Source organism: Helicobacter sp. MIT 14-3879, assembly GCF_003364125.1.
Window position 1 is genome coordinate 55,343 of sequence record NZ_NXLP01000002.1, and the last position, 19,614, is coordinate 74,956.

Consider the following 19,614-nt stretch of genomic DNA (forward strand, 5'->3'; position numbering starts at 1 on the left):
CTTTAGTCTATGTAAGTTAAATAATTATTATATTTTTTGTTATTTCCTAGAACAATTTCAAAGAAAGAATCTTGTAATTTTTTAGTGATTTCACCTCTAGAACCATTTCCTATTTTTATAAAATCTAACTCTTTTATAGGGGTGATTTCAGCGGCTGTTCCAGTAAAAAATGCTTCATCTGCTATATAAATTTCATCTCTAGTTATTCTTCTTTGATAAATTTCTATATTTAAATCTTTAGCAATTTTTATAACAGTGTCTTGTGTTATAGATTCTAATGAATTATCGTGCGGAGGCGTGATTAGTTTGCCATTCCTAACTATAAATATACACTCTCCACTTCCTTCTGCTACAAATCCACTATCATCAAGCAATAATGCCTCATCAAATCCACATTCCATAGCTTCGTATTTTGCCATTTGTGAATTTAGATAATTCGCAGATGCTTTTGCTTTTCCCATCAATGATTTTGCAGAATTTCTTATAAATGAGCTAGTTTTTACTCTAATACCATTTTGAATGCCATCTTCTCCAAGGTATGCACCCCAATTCCACGCTGCAATCATCATATTTACGGGAGACTTTTTGTGATATAAGCCCATTACTCCATATCCTAGATATATTAATGGACGAATATAAACATTACTTTTAAAGCAGTCTAAATTTTTTTTAATAAGATCTATATGTGCTTGATTTATTTCATCAAAATCATAAGGACAATTCAGATGGAGAATTTTTGCTGAATTTAGCAATCTTTTTGTATGGTCTTGTAGCCTAAAAATTGCAAATCCATTATTAGTTTTATAAGCTCTAGTTCCTTCAAATGCAGCGTTACCATAATGAAGGCTGTGGGTCAGTAAATGTGTTGTTGCATTTTTCCAATCTATAAAATTACCATCTTTCCAAATATACTTTGCTTCTTCCATATCTTTTTAATACTCCCTATTTAAAATGATTTGAATTCTATCCAAATTTTATCTTAATTGCCTATAATTTCTCTCAAACCTTTTGAATTTGGTTGTGATAAGAAACCTTCATTTTCAAGTTGTTCTATTATGCTAGCAGCTTTATTAAACCCCACCCCTAAACTTCTTTGCAAATAGCTTATAGAAGTTTTTTGTGTTTGAAGTATTATTTCTTTTGCCCTTTGCATATAATCACCATCTGAGCTTATTTGTGTGGGTTGTGTAAAATTCTCCTTTTGTTCTAATGAAAAGAATTCATCGTATTCTACTTTTTGTTGAGTTTTTATAAATTCTACTATTTTTTCAATTTCTTTTTCATCATTATATGGTGCGTGTAATCTAACTATGGAATTAGTTTTAGAAAATAACATATCTCCTTTTCCAAGTAATGCTTCTGCTCCTGTTTCATCTAATATAACCTTAGAATCTATTTTGGAGCCAACTCTATAACTTATCTTTGAGGGGAGGTTTCCTTTGATTAAACCTGTTACAACATTTACAGTTGGTCTTTGTGTGGCAATTATTAGGTGGATTCCAGATGCTCTAGCCTTTCCTGCTAAGGAGATTAAGTATTGTTCTGCCTCTCTTCCTCCCATTATCATTAAGTCTGCAAACTCATCAATAATAATTACTATATATGGCAATTTATCAAGCCCATTTTCTAAGGCTAATTCATTATATCCAGTAATTGTTTTCACCTTTGCTTTATCCATCATTTCATATCGTCTATTCATTTCTTCTACAGCTTTGCTTAGAGCAATAATTGCTTTTTTAGGGTCTGTTATTATTGGTGTTAATAAATGAGGAATATCTTTATATAAACCAAATTCTAGAAATTTTGGATCAATCATTATAAATCTTAAATCTTTTGGCGTGTTTTTATAAAGAAGTGATAATATCATCGCATTTAACCCCACGCTCTTTCCACTTCCTGTTGTCCCTGCAATTAATAGGTGAGGTAGTATGGATAAATCCTCTATAACAGGATTTCCTATAACATCCTTTCCTAATGCTATTGCTAGGTTTGCTCTCGAATTTTTAAATTCATTGCTTTCAAAAATTTCTCTTAAATATATAGTTTGGATTCTATTGTTTGGAATTTCAATTCCAACTACATCTTTTCCTGGAATTGGAGCTTGGATTCTAATGCTAGTAGCTTTTAGTGCCATTGATAAATCATCTTGTAAATTTTGGATTCTAGAGACTTTTACATTTGCTGCAGGACGAAATTCAAATGTTGTAACAACAGGTCCGCTATAAGTTTTTACAATATCGCCCTCTATTTTGAAAACCCTAAGTTTGTTAAAAAGATTATGAACTTTTACATCAATTTCACTATCATCAATATCTACTTTTTGTGTTAGAGGAGCATTTAGTAGCTCTATTGGTGGTAATTGAAACTCTTTATTAAAGTTTTCTTGTATTTTATCAGAGCTTTCTGTAATTGTTAAACTTGGGCTAACATTTCCAATTTCATAAGAATTATTCACATTATCTTTATAGGACTTTGATAACACTTGTTGCATAGAATCTAGGTTTTCAGTAATTGAATTATAATTCTTATTATATTGATTTTGATTTTCTATTTCATTAAAAGTTTGCTGTTTTTGTGTATCATAAATATTATCTATATCGCTATTTTTCTTTTTTATTTGTTTAATCCTTTCTTCTAGTTTTTTTTGTGCAATAGCTAGAGATTTATTCATTTCATTTAATACTTCTTCATCAAGAGTATCATCAATAATATTATTATTTCCTATGATATGTTGATATAAAAGGGATTCAGCTCTTTCTTTTGGTATATTAATTTCATAATCATCAATTTTATCTACAATTTCTACTTTATGTTCTATTTCATTAATATCAAATTGATTATCTGTATATATTCCTACAACTTCATTGCTAATTTTTTGGGTTGCAAGCTCGTTTATAAAATCAGTAGTTTTATTCATACTTTCTTGTATTTGATTTTGTAATGTTTGTGTTGTTTTAGTAGGGGTTATTATTTTTGGAATTACTTGTCTTATTTCTTCTATTGGTTTATTTTGTGTATTTATTGGATTTATTTCTTCTATATTTTTGTTGATTGAGTTTGGTAATTCTGCCCTTTTTATATCAACTATTTTTTTATTTGGTTGTGTGATATTTGGCTTACTATCTTTTAAGTCATAAAAATTTCTAGTTTGCGGATTTTTTGTTACTTGTATATAATCAAGTCCAACATTTATGTCTTTGGAGACATTTAGAGTTTTTAGTGCTTCTTTAGATTCTATTAATTTAGTTTCATCTTTGTTAATTCTAGAGCGAATCTCATCTGCTTGTTCTTTAAACTCAAGCTCAATTAATTCATCATCACTTAATTTTTGCATTTGTTTTGTTTTTTCTTCAGCTTCTTTTAGACGCTTTATAAGAGGGCTATTTATTCCTATTGGCTTTTTTTTTGGTAAATTGTTTTGTATATTATTTTCTGGTATATCTATTTTTTTTTCATTGTTTGTATTCTTAATAAGTTTAATTTTATAATTATCCATAAGAATTTTACACCTAAAAAGAGAATTTTTATCCACAATTATACCATATTGAAAATTTATAGATTTTAAAAACAAATTATTAAAGGTATTCAAAATATGATAAAATTAGAGTTCTATTAAAATTAAAATTGTGGGTTTTAATATGGAAGAAATAGATTTGCAAGATTTTCTAAAGGGAAAGTCTCCACAAAACAATATAACCAAAACAACTATAATTAAATCAAATAATGAAGAGTATGCTATATTTGTCAATAATGAATCTGATTTATTAAATTTAATAGTTCCTCATAGACAAAATATGGATTCTGTAAAAGATCAGTAATGCACGGAAGAATAGTTCAATATTCACATGCAACAGGAATTGGTATAATAATAAATGCACATAAAAAATTATTTGACTTTAAGGTGTTTAATTGGCATGACAAAACAAGAATCCCAGAAATAAATTTATTAGTTGAGTTTAGAGTAGATGATGAAAATAATAATAATGTAATTTATGTAAGAAGCTCTAAATATCAAGAATTTGATAAAGATAGCATTATAAGGGAGAGAGATTTTTGGAAAACTGTAACAGATGAAGAGTTAGAAAAGTTAGAACAAAATGTATTTGAGGATTTAATTGCTAAGACCTGTAAAGAAACTGATTATTTAATAGTAAATAACATAAAAACTAGTATTTCTATTGATAAATTTATTCAATATCATTTTGAGAGCGAGACTAAAATAATTAAACATTCTTTAAAACTACCTGTTGATGGTTATGAACTACTTGATTATAGAATTGTTACTAGATTTTTAACTAGAACATTAGATTCTTTAGTATATACAGAAAAAAGAATAACAAAGGATACATTTTCTTCATATTTACAAATTTATAGCAAACTTCAATACCTAATTACGCCATTTTATAAATCACAGCAGGAAACAAAAAAAGTTTTTAATGAAGTATTTTTATCACAACAGCTATATTTTGTCTCTGCAAAGAGGAAGTTAGTCAATGTAAAAGATGACTTACTTAAAGTGGATAATAAGATTAGAACTTTAAAAAGTCAAATTTATCATATAAATATTAAACTCTCAGCCCCACAAGGTAAAAATGAACAAGAGATAAGAGATAAGCTAGATAAAATAAATAATCAATATAAAGAAATGTGTGAAACACAAATTCATTTAAATAAATTAAAGGAGCGTATCGAAAAAATGTTAGCCTTATTTATCCAAACTTATGAAAAAGATTTTTTTATTAAGTTTGATAAAGCAAGGGAACAGATATTTGAGCATATTAAGAATGCACTAAATACTGTTATAACTTCGCTTGACAATAAAATGTGGCAGCTTGGTATGGCAAGTGAACCAATAAAAAATCATTTTTTTAAACTTCAGTCAAGCTATCCATTTTGTATATTAGCCTTTATTCAGCAATATATAAAAACACTTGATGTAAATAAATTAAGTGATAATGATAGATTGCTAAATATTTATATTACTCGTTATAAAGAAAGAAATACAAAAAAAGTTTTAATTGTATCAAGTAAAGATAGATTAAAAAGCCACCTAAAAATCCAATTGTTAAGTATGTATAAAGATTTTATAGTAACCTCCATTGATAAAAAAATGGAATATGAAATTGTAGTAACAAATCAAAAGTTTGATTATATTATCATTGATATGGAGCTTAATAATGATCCAATAGAGATGGTAAGCTTTGGCAAAAACAATAAATATAATAAATTTTCTAAATTTATATTGTATCAGACTATGTAGAGCTTTTAATATCAGTAATTAGTAATTGTAAATTTTTAAATTTATCTCTTTGAATAAAATATTCTATGTTGATATTTTTATTTAAGAAATTCTTTTTATTGTTAAATATTATTGAGTTAATAACACAAGCTTTATTTTTAAATTTTAAAACTTGATGATTATTTCCAACTATCATAGAATCTATTACTTTTAAATTATTACTTTTAAATTTAAGCATTTCATTGCCATTTCCATAGGGCTCATAAGATTCTAAAAGCTCTAAAAGCTCCATACTAATATCATCTATATCAATTTCTAATTCACTATCTTTGCTAGTGTTAGAATCTAAAATAATATTTTCATCTAATATTTTTATAAAACTATATAGATTTTTTAACTCTAAGCTTAATCCAACTGCCCCACTATGCCCACCAAAATTCAGCAAAAGATTTGAACATTTCTGAACTGAGGCTATTAAATTTATACCACCTTTTTGGCGCCCAGAGCCTTTTAATATACCATCCTTTAGGCTAAAACAAAAAGAGCTTATATTAAATTCATCTGTTAACTTTGCAGCTACAATGCCTAAAACTCCTTCATTCCAGCCCTCACCATATGATACTACTATATTTTTGCATTTTATAAAACTATTTTTAGCACTTAAAAAAACATCATTTTGAATAGTTTTTCTTTCATTATTTATATTAATTAAGTTTAAAAATAACTCTTTTGATTTTTTTTTATTTGTTTCTTTTAAAAAATCAAGAGCAAGTTTTGCGTCCTTTAATCTTCCTGCACTATTCAAAATAGGAGTTATATAAAAGCCTATTTTTTGAGAATCTATTTTTCCAAATTGTTCTTTTAGTGTGTCAAATGGAGTTGATTTTGAGTTATTTATTCTAATAATTCCCATTTTATAAATACTTCTATTTAGCGATACAAGTGGCATTACATCAGAAATTATTGCAAGGGTTATAAAAGGGCTAAACTCTCTCATGTCTAAATCTAGTCCCATTTCTTTTTTTATCCCTCCACAAAGAATCCAAGTTACAACCGCACCACAGACTTCTTTTTGTAAAAACTCACACTCTTTTTGATTTGGATTTATGATTACATCTGCATTTGGCAGAATCTCTTGTTCATCTTTAATTATCGGTTTATGGTGGTCTGTAATTATCAGAATCTTGTTTTTTTCTTTGCAGTAAGTGGCTGCTTCAAAAGCACTTATGCCATTATCAAGTGTTATGTAAATGTCTGCATTTAATAAATCTATTATATTTTTGTTTATACCATATCCATCACTAAATCTATTTGGGATTTTTAAAGTGTAGTTTTGGAAGCCAATTTTTTTTAAAAATAAGTCAAATATACAAGTTGAGCTAACTCCATCTACATCATAGTCTCCTACAATGGCTAATTTTTTATTATTTTTTATGCCATTTGCTATTATTTTGCTTGCTTGTTGGACTCCAAGCATACTATAAGGCATAGGAAAATCTTTAGAATTTATTTCATTTAGATTTCTGTCTTCAAATATTTTCCTAACTTTTTTTAAAATACTCATTTTGTTTTTTTGCTTGTTTGATAAACTCTAGGATTATTGGATTTGGATTTTGTAATTTTGATGTAAATTCTGGGTGAAATTGCACTCCTACAAACCAAGGGTGGTTTTTTAGTTCTATTGTTTCAATAAGTGAATTAGATTCTCCACTAATTATCATACCATTTTCTTCTAAAAGCCCTCTATAATTTATATTTGCTTCATATCTATGGCGATGTCTTTCTTTTATAGGGGTAGTTTTATAGGCATTAAAAATTTTAGTATTTTTTTTAAGATTGCAGATATATTCTCCTAGCCTCATTGTTCCGCCCATAGGAGAGTTGTGAGTTCTAAATTGTTGCTTACCTTGATTGTCTATAAAGTCTTCTATTAAATAAATTACAGGATTTTTTGTATCTTTGCTAAATTCTGTGCTATTTGCATCTTTTATTTCAAGCACATTTCGTGCAAATTCAATTATAGCTAACTGCATTCCAAGACAGATGCCAAGAAATGGAATATTATTTTCTCTAGCATATTTTGTGGCAAGTATCTTTCCCTCAACTCCTCTTTTCCCAAATCCACCAGGTATTAAAATTCCATCTATATCATTTAATTCGTTATCTATATTGTTAGAATCTAACAAAGAGCTATCAATCCATTTAATATTTATCTTTGTGTCCGTATGTGCTCCGCTGTGAGTTAAAGCTTCAATCAACGACTTGTAAGATTCTTTCAAATTTAAATATTTTCCTACAAATGCAATTTTTACACTACTGTTTGGAGAAATAATCTTTTTTACCAATAAATCCCATTCTTGCATTTTTGGTATTATTGGGGGCATATTAAAGTATCTTGCAATAGGAGTTAAAATGTTTTCTCTAGCTAGATTTATAGGCACTTTATAAATACTATCAGAATCTTCTACTACAATTACGCAATCATCATCTACATCGCAACTTAATGATAGTTTTTGTTTTAGTTCTTTAGGGGGTGTTTTTTCGCATCTTGCTAGAATTATTTGTGGGCTTATGCCTATGCGACGAAGTTCTTGAACTGAATGTTGGGTAGGTTTTGTTTTAAGCTCACCAGCTGCCTTTACTAGAGGAATCAATGTAACATGAATGCTAATTACCCTAGATGTCCCAAGTTCATGTTTTAATTGCCTCATTGCTTCTAAATAGGGCATTCCTTCTATATCACCAATAGTTCCTCCTAGTTCAACTATTAAAAAATCACTATTCCCCCCAGCTTCTTTTATGCGATGTTTTATTTCATCTACTATATGTGGAACTATTTGTATAGTTTTACCAAGATAAAAACCAGCTCTTTCTTTTTCAATAACAGAAAGATATATTTGTCCAGTAGTAAAATTATGTTTTGATGAAAGATTTATATCTAAAAATCTCTCATAATGTCCTAAATCAAGATCAGTTTCAGCTCCATCATAAGTAACAAAAACTTCTCCGTGTTCTAATGGGCTCATTGTGCCGGGATCTACATTAATATAGGGATCTATTTTTAGGATAGATACTTTATAGTTTGCGTGTTTTATTAAAGTTGCAATAGATGAGGAAGATATACCTTTACCAAGAGAGCTTAAAACTCCCCCGGTTACAAAAATATATTTTGATTGCATTACTTGTTTTTATTTTTTTTATACTCTAAAATTATCATATAAGCTTCATCTTTTAATTTTAGCTTCTTTTTTTTCATTGTTTCTAACTCAAATTCTCCTACATATTCTCCACCACCACTTTCAACCTCTTTTATTTTATCATCTAAGTCATTATGTTCTTCAAAGATTTTTGCAAAATGTGGGTTTTTAGCTTTTAATTCATTAATTTCTTCTCTGTATTCGTGTAGCATAAATTTCTCCTAAATTAAAATTTTGAAATTATACTTTTATGTAGCAAATTTAGTGCTTAAAGATAATACACAAATAAATAATTTATTAAATTTACTACATTTTTGGTTTATTTATATTAGTATCAACTAGCCAAAAATATCCTACATTATTATTTTTATTGTATAGTTCTACATCAACAACTATATATCCATACTCTTGACGCACTTTTTTTACTTTTCCTACCGGAATTCCCTCAAAAAAGATTCCATCAAGCCCATTTGTATAAATTTCATCTCCCTCTTTAATTTCATTCCACGCATTTATATATTCTACTACTATATCTCCACTTATATCAGTTTTTAATATGCCAATAGATTTATTTTCTCCTATATAAACCCCATAACTAGCCTTTGGATCTCCATTTAAGATCCCAATTAAGTAATCTCCTTTAAATAATGCTATACCTGCTGTAAAGCCATTCTTAATAAGTCCAAAAATCATATCTTGGCTTTTATCCTCAAAGCTATTATTTTTTAGCCAAACTTGAGAGTATTTACCCATATTCATATAAGAATAGGCTTCTACTAGAAAAATATTTGAAATATTTGGTTTTTGGTTTATATCTAGTAGTGTTTTTATTTTGTCTAGTTCATATTTTAGGTTTGATATTAAAATATCATTTTTTTCTTTTTCTTTTTCTATTTCTTTTAGTCTGCTTATTTCATTTGCTTGATTTGTATATTTATCAATAGTTTTAGTTATGTAGTTTTTTATATCAAAAATATTGATTCTTACTGCATTTCCAATCGTATTTGCATAATAAAATATGCCTTTTTGTAATTCTAAAGCAAATAACGCAAATACTACTATTATTAGTATCCAAAGTATTTTATTTTGCTTGTTTAGAATTATCCATTTAGGCTTATTCCTCATATACTAATTGCTCTAGTATTTCATCTTCATCTATAACTTTTCCTGTTCCCTTTGCAACAGATAGTAGTGGCTCATCTGCCACATATACAGGTAATTTTACTATATCTGATAAGTATTTATCAATACCTCTTATTAAAGCTCCACCACCTGTTAGAACTACGCCATTTTCTACAATATCACCTGATAGGTCTGGTGGCATAACTTCTAACACGCTTTTTAATACATCAACAATATCTCTTAAAGGCTCTTTAATGGCTTCTCTTACATCTTCACTTGTAAGTTCAATGGTGTTTAAAAGTCCGCTTACTTGGTCTCTTCCTTTTACTTGCATAGTTAATATTTCTTCTAATGGATAAGCACAGCCTATTTTTAACTTTATTTCTTCCCCCGTTCTTTCACCAATTAATAGATTGTATTTTTTTCTTACATAATCAACAATAGATTCATCCATTTTATCACCTGCTACACGGATAGATTTGCTAATTACAAGTCCTCCTAATGATACAACACCTATCTCTGTTGTTCCACCTCCAATATCAACAACAAGGCTTCCTTGAGGGTCTTTAATGGGAAGACCAGCTCCAATAGCTGCTGCCATTGGTTCTTCAATTAAAAATACTTCTCTAGCACCTGCACTTGTGGCAGATTCCTTAACAGCTTTTCTTTCTACACCTGTTAATCCATAAGGAACACATACTACGATTCTAGGACGAATTAATTTCTTTCTATTGTGAGTTTTTTCTATAAAATATCTAATCATCCTTTCAGTCATATCAAAATCTGCTATAACACCATTTCTCATAGGTCTTATAGCCTCTATACCATCAGGAGTTTTCCCCATCATCTCTTTTGCTTCTCTGCCAACTGCTAAAACCTTGCTTCTACCATATTTATTGCTCTGCACTGCTACAATGCTTGGTTCATTTATTACTATTCCTTGTCCTTTTACTAAAACAACCGTATTTGCAGTTCCTAAATCTATTGCAATATCTTGTGAAAACATACCAATAATACTATCTAAAATCATAACTTTCCTTTCATATAATTTTTTTCTTATTTTTCTTTTTTATTAGCATAGGAGCAGATTTACCCTCTACAAAATCGCTTGTAACAACTAGCTTTGAATTTACATAATCTTTTATATCAAACATTAAATCAACCATTAAACCTTCCATAATGGCTCTTAAAGCTCTAGCTCCAGTTTTTCTATCTATGGCTTTTTGTGCTATTAATTTTAACGCTTTTTCTTCAAATTCTAATTCTACATTATCTAGTCTAAATATTTTTTGGTATTGCTTTATTAGAGAATTTTTTGGTTTTAATAAAATATTTAACATTGCATCTTGATTGATTTCATCTAGTGTGGCTATTATATGAAGTCTTCCTATTAATTCAGGAATTATTCCATAATTCATTAAGTCAGAAGAATCCACTAAATGAAGATAGTTTTTTTTATCATCAATCTCCTTTTTTTTGCTATTAAATCCAAGTGTATTTCTTCCAAGTCTTCTTTTAATAATATCACTTAATCCATCAAATGCACCTCCGCAGATAAATAAAATATCCTGTGTGTCAATTTGGATAAATTCTTGATGTGGGTGCTTTCTACCTCCTTGCGGTGAAATATTTACAATACTCCCTTCTATTATCTTTAGCAGTGCCTGTTGAACTCCCTCACCAGAAACATCTCTTGTTATGGAGCGATTTTCAGAAACTCTTGCTATTTTATCTATCTCATCAATAAATATTATTCCTTTTTGTGTGCGATTTATATCACAATCTGCAGCTTGATAAAGCCTAGTAATAATATTTTCTACATCTTCTCCAACATATCCTGCTTGAGTTAAGCTAGTTGCATCAGATATGGCGATAGGAACATCTAAGAATCTAGCAAAAGTTTGTGCCATAAGAGTTTTACCACTTCCTGTTGGTCCTAGAAGGAGTATGTTTGACTTTGCAATTTCTACATCATCATTATCATCTAATATATCTTTTTGTGAGATTCTTTTATAGTGGTTATAAACAGCAACAGATAATAATTTTTTAGCATTATCTTGCCCTATTACATAGTCATCAAGAGCTGCTTTTAAATCCTTTGGAGATATATTATTAAAGTTGGTTATGCTATCTTCATTTTGAACATCAAAAATGTCATTATTCATAAAAATATTTTCTATTTCCTTATTGGAATAACAATTTTGGCATATAAAATATCCTTTTTTTATATATATTGGATTAGATTTAGAATCCTGACAATGGCATATAAAACATTCTTTTTTACTCATTAATTTCACCTCTCTTGTATGGGATTCCACGTTTAGAATTTATTATAAAATGGCATATTCTTTTTATATTATCAGATTTTGAATTATCTAATATTTCTTGCGCTAATTCTTTAATTGGTGCTTTGCCAGAAAGTAGTATTTTGTAAATATGGCTTATTTCATCAATTTCTTCTCTTTTATATAATTTTCTTAATCTATGTCTATTTAAACCTCTTATTATAGCTCTATTTCCTTCAGCAATGCAATATGGAGGAATATCTTGTGATAATGCAGAAGCTCCAGCCAACATAACTCCATCGCCAATTTTCACAAACTGATGCACCGCACTTAATCCACCAATATTTACATTATTACCAATTTGTATATGTCCGCCTAGTGTGGCACAATTTGCTAATATGCAGTTATTTCCAATTATACAGTCATGAGCTATATGGACGTATGCCATAAAAAGATTGTTATCACCTATTGTTGTTGCACCGTTTTCACCAGTGCCAGGACTAAACATAGTAAATTCTCTAATTAGATTATTTTTACCAATTATCAGCTTAGTTTTTTCCCCTATATATTTTAAATCTTGAGGTTGATTTCCAAGTGCTGCATAAGAGAATATAGTAGTATTATCTCCTATGCTTGTATATCCATTTATGGTTACATTATTATAAATTTTGCAGTTTTTCCCAATTTTGACATTTTCACCTATTACACAAAATTCTCCAATATCTGTTCCTTTTCCTATATCATTTGTTTTGATTATTGATGTAGTCATTAATCGCCTAACATTGCTTTTAATTCAGCTTCTGCAACTAATTTATCATCAACAAAAGACTTTCCTTGCAGAACCCAAACCTTTCCTTTATGTTTTAAAACCTCTAGCTTGTATACTAATTTATCGCCGGGTTTAACCATAGAACGGAATTTTGCTTTATCTATACTCATAAAATATACTAATTTATTGTCCATATTTGTTGCATCTTCACCAAATGAACTTTTATAAGCTAGAATTCCACCCGTTTGTGCCATACCTTCTATAATCATTACTCCGGGGTAAATTGGTTTTGTTGGGAAATGTCCTAAAAATATTTGCTCATTTATAGTTATATTCTTATAACCCTCTACTGATTTATTTAGCTCTAGTGAAGTAATCCTATCAACTAGTAAAATAGGATATCTATGTGGCAATATCTTTGAAATCTCTTCTATATCTATCATAAAATTACCTGTAAAATGGATTTTTAAAGCACCTATTTTACTATCATTATTTATAATTAAAGCTTAATAAGTTCAAAAATGTCTATATTTTGAAATACAGAATCTATATTTAGCAAAACATTATTTTCTATTTTTTCATTTAAAACTATAAATGGTTTTATACTCTCTTTTCCTAAAATTTTCATTCTAAAATTTAATTCATCATCATATTTTGGTGGATTGTATAGCATTTGCGTTGTATTTTGATAATTTGTTAAGAAAATTTTATTAATAGATTCTATATCAATAAAATTAGCATTATCGTTAAAACCAATTAGAATCTTAGTATTATCATAAGAGACTTTATGCCATTTGATTTCTTTTATCTTTAATTTTTTTACTGCTTTTGAATGTGTAAAAATATAAGATGGAATGATTGCGTTATTATGACTTATTTTTGAGTTCAGATTTCTATATGTAGTAATTGAATTTTTTTGTAATATAAACTCTTTTTTATTTTTTTCTAGCTCCCAAAGTTGTAAAAAAATATCTATTGTATATTTTGGACTTCCATATAAAGCTCTATTCCCAATTTCACTAAATAATTCTAGTGTGATAGCATTTTTTCTCTCTCTTTGTTTTTTTAGGGCAAATTGACAACCACAATAATTTTGTCTATAAAGATTAGAATCTTTTACCATTTTACTTTGCTTTTGTGTTCCCCCATTACTCCTTGTGTCAAGTTTGATAAATTCTAAGCTATACTTATTTGCAATTTTTTCACCTAGTGCAAATAATTCATTTTGAGATTTCATAGGGCTTGTTAAAAGCGTAGTGCTTATTTTATTTTCACCTATTTCTAATGCAAGCATTGCAGTTTTTAATAATCTAACATCAAAGCAAACAGAACATCTATCACCCTTTTCTTCCTCATCTTCTAAGCCTACTACTTCATCTAACCAAGATATGAAATTATAATCTCCAACAAGTAGAGGGATTTGTAGTTTTTCACAACTTCTTTTTACATCAAGCAATCTTAAATTATATTCTTCTTCAGGGTGAATATTAGGATTATAAAAAAAGCCAATTAAATTTTCATTTGGATATAATTGATGTAATTCTTGTAAGAAATAATGACTATCAACAGAACAGCATATATGAACTAACATTTTAAAACCACCATTTATCATTTTTTATAAGCATAGATTAAAAATGAGATTAATCCTGCCAAAAACACAATGCTTAAAAATATGAATAAAAGATAATCTAATAACATAGCATTCCTTTTATGTTTCATGTGAAACTATTTTTATGTTTTAATTTTTCTTTCTTATACTTTAGCTGACCACAAGCCGCATCGATATCTATACCTTTAGATTCTCTAATTGTTGCAAGTTGCCCTTTTGAAATCAAAAAGTCAACAAATTTTTTAGCAGTCTCTATATCTGGTCTTTGGAATTTACTATTTTCATATGGATTAAAAAGTATAATATTTATTTTTACATTTATTCCATTTATAAGCTTTAGTAAGTCTTTTGCATTTTTTAAATCATCATTAATATTTTTTATCATTAAGTATTCAAACATTACTCTTTTTCTAGCATCAATAGGAAAGTTTCTAACACTCTCAATTATACTTTCTATATTATATGTTTTATTAATTGGCATTAATTTATTTCTAGTTTCATTATTTACAGCATGAAGTGATATAGCAAGTCCAACTCCTATATTTAGCTCACCTAATGCGTTTATCATAGGCGAGATGCCACTTGTTGAGATTGTTTGACGACGCGTAGAGATAGATAGTCCATCAATATGAGATATGATTTTAATTGCTTTAATTAGGTTGTCAAAATTGTCAAGTGGCTCACCCATACCCATATATACAATATTTACTCGCTTTTGTGGTAGAATATTATTATCTTTCTTGATAGCGACAACTTGCTCTACTATCTCACCAGCACTAAGATTGCGTTTAAATCCATCTTCTGCAGTCCTGCAGAATCTACAACCAATTTTACATCCAATTTGAGAAGAAACACAAATGGTATATTTTTCAGAACTAATAATATTGCCTTTATCATCATTTTGTTTATCACGCATTTTAATAAGCACTGATTCAAAGGTTTGATTATCAAATGTTTCAAATAAATATTTTTTAGTTCCATCAGAACTAACTTGAATATCTTTAATTTCTAAATTTTTCGCATTAAATTTTGTATTTAATTTTATTCTCATATCTTTTGGAATATTTATCATCATGTTAAAATCATTTTCATATTTTGCATATAGCCAATGCCATATTTGTTTTGCTCTAAAAGATGGCGTTAATAGCTCTTTTATTTCATCAAGGTTATAATCAAAAATATTTTCCATGTTGTATCTTAATATAATTTTCTATCTTTTCTTTTGCTTTTTTATGGTTTTTTATAAAATCACTGTGAGCATTTCTATCACAATAATTTGTTATACAAAAGATTCCAAGAGTAGGAATCTTAAAATAATTTGCTACTTTTAAAATACTATAAAACTCCATATTTTCTAGTAATATGCCAGCATTTTGAAATTTTTTAGCATTGGTTTCATTAATATTTATATAATTACTACTATTTATAATAATGTTTTTATCTTTATTTTGACTAAATTTATCAATATCATTATTAGATGTTTCATATGAAACAATTTCTATTTTATTTTCTATTGGGGTATATGAGTCTGCATTGATAAAAGAAGATTCTATTTGTGTGGCGGTATTGCTAATGAAAATATCAAACATATTAATATCTTTACTATAACTTCCAGCACTACCTATAAATATAAGTTCTTTTGGAGATTCTTTTATTATTAATGAAGTTAGTTCTATTGCACTATCAATTAAACCAACACCAATTTCTTTTGCAAAGCTAAAATTTTCACCTCTAGCACATATATACATAACAATCACCTTAAGAGTGTAATTTAGATTCTAACAGGAATATTTTGGTTTAATAAGTATTCCTTTAGTTTCATTATATCTATTTCTTTATAATGAAATATGCTTGCAGCTAGAGCAGCATCCGCACCATTAATATAAGCATCTTTAATATGTTCCATAGTTCCAGCACCACCACTTGCAATTAATGGAAGTTTAATGTTTTCAGCACTCCAAGATAGAAGTTCATTGTCATAGCCATTCTTTGTACCATCATTATCCATACTTGTTAGTAGGATTTCTCCAGCTCCCCTGCTCTCAACCTCTTTAACCCATTGCTTATATTGTATTTTTGTATCTACTCTACCACCATTTATGAAAACATTCCAATTTGATTGTTTTAAATTATGGTTTCTTTTTACATCTATTGCTACTATTATACATTGGGAGCCAAATCTTTTTGCTCCTTCTTCTATTAAGCTTGGATTCTTAATAGCTGAAGAATTTATACTAACTTTATCACAACCTGCATTTAAAAGATTGTAAATATCATTAAGATTTCTTATTCCTCCACCAACTGCAAAAGGAATGAAAATTTCCTTTGATACAATTTTTACCATATCAATTGTAGTATTTCTATTTTCATTGCTTGCAGTAATATCAAGAAAAATAATTTCATCTGCACCTTCATCATTATATTTTTTTGCAATTTCCACAGGAGAACCAATATTTGCTAAATCTATGAAGTTTATTCCCTTTACAACTTGCCCATTTTTAACATCAAGGCAGGGGATAATACGAAATGTCAAATTATTTTTAAATCCCATATAAATTTCCATCTTAGCCTTATCTTGTAGTTATTGATATTTTATCTAAAAAAAGATAGAATCTACAAATATCTTATGAAATTATATTCAAGTGTAATTAAATTAGGAGCGTTCTTATAGAGGCTTTTAGAGCAAAGAAGAAGTTTGGGCAAAATTTCTTAAAAGATGAATTTTATTTAAATAAGATCATCGAATCTATGTCCATTCTCAAAAAAGAAATAGAAGCAGAATCTAATATAGAATTAGATGTTGTTGAAATTGGACCTGGATTGGGTGATTTAAGTATAAAGATATTAGATTGTTTTAGTTTAATAGCCTATGAGATAGATAGTGAATTATATTTATATTTAAAAGATAGATTTCCTAGGCTTAAGTTATACAATAAAGATGTTTTATCAATACCATTTAATAACAATGGTTGGTTGCATAATAAAGAATATATTTTGGTATCAAATCTACCATATTATATAGCTACCAAGATTATTTTAAATGTATTAAGAGATAAATTATGTAGAGGAATGATAGTAATGACACAAAGAGAGGTTGCTGATAAGTTTTGTGCCAAATTTAATGATAGCAGTTTTTGTGCTATTAGCATTATTACTGAAAGCATAAGCAAAAGTGTTAGCAAGATAGCTTTAGTTCCACCAAATGCCTTTAGCCCTATACCAAAGGTAGAATCTACAATTTTTGCTATAAGTAAAAATAATAATTATATAGATAATGAATTTGAGTCTATGATAAAAAAGGCTTTTTGTTCACCTAGAAAAAAAGTAATTAAGAATTTATCTCATATACAAAATTTAGATGAAATATTAAATAAATTAAATATATCTAATAATGCTAGAGCACATCAAATAAATACACTTCAATATCACCAAATTTTTAATATTATAAAGGAGGAAAAATGGAAGGAGATAATATAGATAAAACCAAAGTAGAAAATAATATAGAAAATATAGATAGAGTAAAAGAAAAAAAATATTTTAAAAAATGGAAACCTAAAATTAAAAAAGAAATTTTTAATGAAAATAAAGCTGAAAGTAATAGCTTTGAAGATGGAGTAAGCAATGTTGATACAGGATTAAATGAGAAGTCTAATTTAGGACTTCATAAGGATTTAAAAAAGGTAGTTGAATTAAATAATAAAAATCATAAAAATACTCTAAACCCTCATTATAAATTAGATTTAAACACAAAAGCTAAGATTCGCATAACTCCTCTTGGAGGGCTTGGTGAAATTGGTGGCAATATAACTATAATTGAGAGTCAAAATTCTGCAATAATAATTGATGCTGGAATGAGCTTTCCAGAGGCTGACATGCACGGAGTTGATATTTTAGTGCCAGATTTTAGCTACCTTTATGCAATAAAAGACAAAATAGTAGGGCTTATTATTACTCACGCACATGAAGATCACATAGGAGCAGTTCCTCATTTGTATAAACAGCTTCAATTTCCTATATATGGCACACCTCTTCCACTTGGAATGATAGGTAATAAATTTGATGAATGTGGGCTTAAAAAATATCGCTCTTTATTTAGAATTGTAGAAAAAAGAAAGCCAATTAGAATAGGTGATTTTGAAATAGAGTGGATTCATATTACACACTCTGTAATAGATGCTTCAGCTCTTGCTATTAAAACATCTGCAGGATTAATTTTCCATACAGGTGATTTTAAAATAGACCATACTCCTGTTGATAACTTTCCAACAGACTTACATCGTCTAGCATATTATGGTGAGCAAGGGGTTATGCTCTTGCTTAGTGATTCTACTAATTCTCATCGTCAAGGATATACACCAAGTGAATCTAGCGTTGGACCATCTTTCGAAAATGTTTTTAAAAATACAAATGATAGAATTATTATGAGCACTTTTAGCTCAAATATTCATCGCGTTTATCAAGCTATAAGCTATGGTATAAAATTTAATAGAAAAATTTGCGTTATTGGACGTTCAATGGAGAAGAATCTAGAAATTGCACGACAATTAGGCTATATTCATATTCCTCAAAATGTTTTTATAGAAGCACACGAAGTTGAAAAATATGCTGATAATGAAGTGTTAATCGTAACTACTGGTTCTCAAGGTGAGACTATGAGTGCATTGTATAGAATGGCGACAGATGAACATAGACATATTAAAATTAAATCAACAGATACAATTATACTTTCTGCAAAGCCAATTCCTGGTAATGAGGGTAATGTATCAAAAGTTATTAATTTTTTAATGAAATCTGGAGCAAAGGTGGCTTATCAAGATTTTAGTGAGATTCACGTAAGTGGGCATGCAGCACAAGAAGAGCAAAAGTTAATGCTAAGATTAATCAAACCAAAATTTTTCTTACCAGTTCACGGAGAATATAATCACTTAGCTAAACATAAAGATACAGCTATAAAATGTGGAGTTTTAGAAAAAAATATTATTTTAATGGAAGATGGCGATCAAATTGAAGTATGCCCAACATATATGAAAAAAATTAAGAGTGTAAAAACAGGTAAATTGTTTATAGATAATCACGCAGATAAAATCATTGATAATTTAACTGTTTTAGATAGACAAAAGTTAGCAAATGATGGGCTTATAGTGATAGCAATGCAGCTTTATAAAGATACTTTGAAGTTTGATTTAAAAATGCAAATTTTAGGGTTAGATGATAAATACTTTACAAAAGAATTAGAAAATGCAATCAGTCTTTATATATCAACAGCAAAGCCAGAAACTATAAGTAAGAATTTAGAAGGAAACTTAAAACTTCATTTACGAAAACTAGCATTTAAGAAATTTAAGCGATATCCAACGATTATTATAAATATTTATTTTATATAGGTTAGGTGA

The 19,614-nt window shown here is 28.3% G+C and carries 18 protein-coding genes; 4 read left to right on the forward strand and 14 right to left on the reverse strand.

Features of this window, described 5'->3' with window-relative positions; translation table 11 throughout:
* Nucleotides 1-2 precede the first annotated feature (2 nt).
* Both CQA44_RS01660 and CQA44_RS01665 read right to left on the reverse strand, forming a co-directional pair.
* On the reverse strand, nt 3-926 hold the full coding sequence (locus tag CQA44_RS01660; RefSeq protein ID WP_115545542.1) for a branched-chain amino acid transaminase: 924 nt from the start codon (nt 924-926) through the stop codon (nt 3-5).
* A 53-nt stretch (nt 927-979) separates the two neighbouring features.
* Nucleotides 980-3,496: a DNA translocase FtsK gene (locus CQA44_RS01665; protein WP_115545740.1), complete on the reverse strand. Its 2,517-nt coding sequence runs from the start codon at nt 3,494-3,496 to the stop codon at nt 980-982.
* A 142-nt stretch (nt 3,497-3,638) separates the two neighbouring features.
* Here CQA44_RS01665 and CQA44_RS01670 point away from each other — a divergent pair, with 142 nt between their 5' ends.
* Together CQA44_RS01670 and CQA44_RS01675 are read left to right on the forward strand one after the other, a co-directional pair.
* Nucleotides 3,639-3,818, forward strand: coding sequence for a hypothetical protein (locus CQA44_RS01670; protein WP_115545543.1), 180 nt, complete (start codon nt 3,639-3,641; stop codon nt 3,816-3,818).
* Nucleotides 3,818-5,260 (forward strand): hypothetical protein, encoded by a 1,443-nt coding sequence (locus CQA44_RS01675; RefSeq protein WP_115545544.1) that lies wholly within the window; start codon nt 3,818-3,820, stop codon nt 5,258-5,260. Before CQA44_RS01670 ends, CQA44_RS01675 begins: the two co-directional genes overlap by 1 nt.
* Here CQA44_RS01675 and recJ read toward each other — a convergent pair.
* The 12 genes from recJ to hisF form a co-directional block, all read right to left on the reverse strand.
* Nucleotides 5,253-6,803 carry a single-stranded-DNA-specific exonuclease RecJ gene (gene recJ / locus CQA44_RS01680; protein WP_115545545.1) on the reverse strand — a complete coding sequence of 517 codons (1,551 nt, stop codon included), beginning with the start codon at nt 6,801-6,803 and terminating at the stop codon, nt 5,253-5,255. The genes CQA44_RS01675 and recJ overlap by 8 nt on opposite strands.
* On the reverse strand, nt 6,781-8,418 hold the full coding sequence (locus CQA44_RS01685) for a CTP synthase (protein ID WP_115545546.1): 1,638 nt from the start codon (nt 8,416-8,418) through the stop codon (nt 6,781-6,783). Before CQA44_RS01685 ends, recJ begins: the two co-directional genes overlap by 23 nt.
* Nucleotides 8,418-8,648 carry a YdcH family protein gene (locus tag CQA44_RS01690; protein WP_115545547.1) on the reverse strand — a complete coding sequence of 77 codons (231 nt, stop codon included), beginning with the start codon at nt 8,646-8,648 and terminating at the stop codon, nt 8,418-8,420. The genes CQA44_RS01685 and CQA44_RS01690 overlap by 1 nt, the downstream gene beginning before the upstream one ends.
* Nucleotides 8,649-8,742: 94 nt before the next feature.
* Nucleotides 8,743-9,561, reverse strand: a complete 819-nt coding sequence (gene mreC / locus CQA44_RS01695) for a rod shape-determining protein MreC (protein WP_115545548.1) — start codon at nt 9,559-9,561, stop codon at nt 8,743-8,745.
* Nucleotides 9,551-10,588 carry a rod shape-determining protein gene (locus CQA44_RS01700; protein WP_115545549.1) on the reverse strand — a complete coding sequence of 346 codons (1,038 nt, stop codon included), beginning with the start codon at nt 10,586-10,588 and terminating at the stop codon, nt 9,551-9,553. Before CQA44_RS01700 ends, mreC begins: the two co-directional genes overlap by 11 nt.
* Before the next feature lie 10 nt (nt 10,589-10,598).
* A complete protein-coding gene (clpX, locus tag CQA44_RS01705; protein ID WP_115545550.1) occupies nt 10,599-11,846 on the reverse strand; it encodes an ATP-dependent Clp protease ATP-binding subunit ClpX in 1,248 nt (415 codons plus the stop codon).
* Nucleotides 11,839-12,612 (reverse strand): acyl-ACP--UDP-N-acetylglucosamine O-acyltransferase, encoded by a 774-nt coding sequence (gene lpxA, locus CQA44_RS01710; protein ID WP_115545551.1) that lies wholly within the window; start codon nt 12,610-12,612, stop codon nt 11,839-11,841. Before lpxA ends, clpX begins: the two co-directional genes overlap by 8 nt.
* Entirely contained in the window at nt 12,612-13,055 is a 444-nt protein-coding gene (gene fabZ / locus CQA44_RS01715) for a 3-hydroxyacyl-ACP dehydratase FabZ (protein ID WP_115545552.1), read from the reverse strand. Before fabZ ends, lpxA begins: the two co-directional genes overlap by 1 nt.
* A 56-nt stretch (nt 13,056-13,111) precedes the next feature.
* Nucleotides 13,112-14,203: an epoxyqueuosine reductase QueH gene (locus CQA44_RS01720; protein WP_115545741.1), complete on the reverse strand. Its 1,092-nt coding sequence runs from the start codon at nt 14,201-14,203 to the stop codon at nt 13,112-13,114.
* 124 nt (nt 14,204-14,327) lie between these two features.
* Nucleotides 14,328-15,410 carry a 23S rRNA (adenine(2503)-C(2))-methyltransferase RlmN gene (gene rlmN / locus CQA44_RS01725; RefSeq protein WP_115545553.1) on the reverse strand — a complete coding sequence of 361 codons (1,083 nt, stop codon included), beginning with the start codon at nt 15,408-15,410 and terminating at the stop codon, nt 14,328-14,330.
* Nucleotides 15,394-15,969 carry a purine-nucleoside phosphorylase gene (locus CQA44_RS01730; RefSeq protein ID WP_115545554.1) on the reverse strand — a complete coding sequence of 192 codons (576 nt, stop codon included), beginning with the start codon at nt 15,967-15,969 and terminating at the stop codon, nt 15,394-15,396. The genes rlmN and CQA44_RS01730 overlap by 17 nt, the downstream gene beginning before the upstream one ends.
* 23 nt (nt 15,970-15,992) lie before the next feature.
* Nucleotides 15,993-16,772: an imidazole glycerol phosphate synthase subunit HisF gene (gene hisF / locus CQA44_RS01735; RefSeq protein WP_258864871.1), complete on the reverse strand. Its 780-nt coding sequence runs from the start codon at nt 16,770-16,772 to the stop codon at nt 15,993-15,995.
* A 116-nt stretch (nt 16,773-16,888) separates the two neighbouring features.
* Between hisF and rsmA the strand changes: the two genes are divergently transcribed.
* Both rsmA and CQA44_RS01745 read left to right on the forward strand, forming a co-directional pair.
* The gene (rsmA, locus tag CQA44_RS01740; protein ID WP_115545556.1) at nt 16,889-17,698 is read left to right on the forward strand and encodes a 16S rRNA (adenine(1518)-N(6)/adenine(1519)-N(6))-dimethyltransferase RsmA; all 810 of its coding nucleotides are present in this window, start codon (nt 16,889-16,891) and stop codon (nt 17,696-17,698) included.
* Entirely contained in the window at nt 17,680-19,605 is a 1,926-nt protein-coding gene (locus tag CQA44_RS01745; RefSeq protein ID WP_115545557.1) for a ribonuclease J, read from the forward strand. The genes rsmA and CQA44_RS01745 overlap by 19 nt, the downstream gene beginning before the upstream one ends.
* Nucleotides 19,606-19,614 lie beyond the last annotated feature (9 nt).

What these genes read in the sequence shown, in the direction of transcription:
- CQA44_RS01660 (WP_115545542.1), bottom strand. Translation starts at nt 926, where the DNA reads ATGGAAGAAGCAAAGTATATTTGGAAAGATGGTAATTTTATAGATTGG.
- CQA44_RS01665 (WP_115545740.1), bottom strand. Translation starts at nt 3,496, where the DNA reads ATGGATAATTATAAAATTAAACTTATTAAGAATACAAACAATGAAAAA.
- CQA44_RS01670 (WP_115545543.1), top strand. Translation starts at nt 3,639, where the DNA reads ATGGAAGAAATAGATTTGCAAGATTTTCTAAAGGGAAAGTCTCCACAA.
- CQA44_RS01675 (WP_115545544.1), top strand. Translation starts at nt 3,818, where the DNA reads ATGCACGGAAGAATAGTTCAATATTCACATGCAACAGGAATTGGTATA.
- recJ (WP_115545545.1), bottom strand. Translation starts at nt 6,803, where the DNA reads ATGAGTATTTTAAAAAAAGTTAGGAAAATATTTGAAGACAGAAATCTA.
- CQA44_RS01685 (WP_115545546.1), bottom strand. Translation starts at nt 8,418, where the DNA reads ATGCAATCAAAATATATTTTTGTAACCGGGGGAGTTTTAAGCTCTCTT.
- CQA44_RS01690 (WP_115545547.1), bottom strand. Translation starts at nt 8,648, where the DNA reads ATGCTACACGAATACAGAGAAGAAATTAATGAATTAAAAGCTAAAAAC.
- mreC (WP_115545548.1), bottom strand. Translation starts at nt 9,561, where the DNA reads ATGAGGAATAAGCCTAAATGGATAATTCTAAACAAGCAAAATAAAATA.
- CQA44_RS01700 (WP_115545549.1), bottom strand. Translation starts at nt 10,588, where the DNA reads ATGATTTTAGATAGTATTATTGGTATGTTTTCACAAGATATTGCAATA.
- clpX (WP_115545550.1), bottom strand. Translation starts at nt 11,846, where the DNA reads ATGAGTAAAAAAGAATGTTTTATATGCCATTGTCAGGATTCTAAATCT.
- lpxA (WP_115545551.1), bottom strand. Translation starts at nt 12,612, where the DNA reads ATGACTACATCAATAATCAAAACAAATGATATAGGAAAAGGAACAGAT.
- fabZ (WP_115545552.1), bottom strand. Translation starts at nt 13,055, where the DNA reads ATGATAGATATAGAAGAGATTTCAAAGATATTGCCACATAGATATCCT.
- CQA44_RS01720 (WP_115545741.1), bottom strand. Translation starts at nt 14,203, where the DNA reads ATGTTAGTTCATATATGCTGTTCTGTTGATAGTCATTATTTCTTACAA.
- rlmN (WP_115545553.1), bottom strand. Translation starts at nt 15,410, where the DNA reads ATGGAAAATATTTTTGATTATAACCTTGATGAAATAAAAGAGCTATTA.
- CQA44_RS01730 (WP_115545554.1), bottom strand. Translation starts at nt 15,969, where the DNA reads ATGTATATATGTGCTAGAGGTGAAAATTTTAGCTTTGCAAAAGAAATT.
- hisF (WP_258864871.1), bottom strand. Translation starts at nt 16,772, where the DNA reads ATGGGATTTAAAAATAATTTGACATTTCGTATTATCCCCTGCCTTGAT.
- CQA44_RS01745 (WP_115545557.1), top strand. Translation starts at nt 17,680, where the DNA reads ATGGAAGGAGATAATATAGATAAAACCAAAGTAGAAAATAATATAGAA.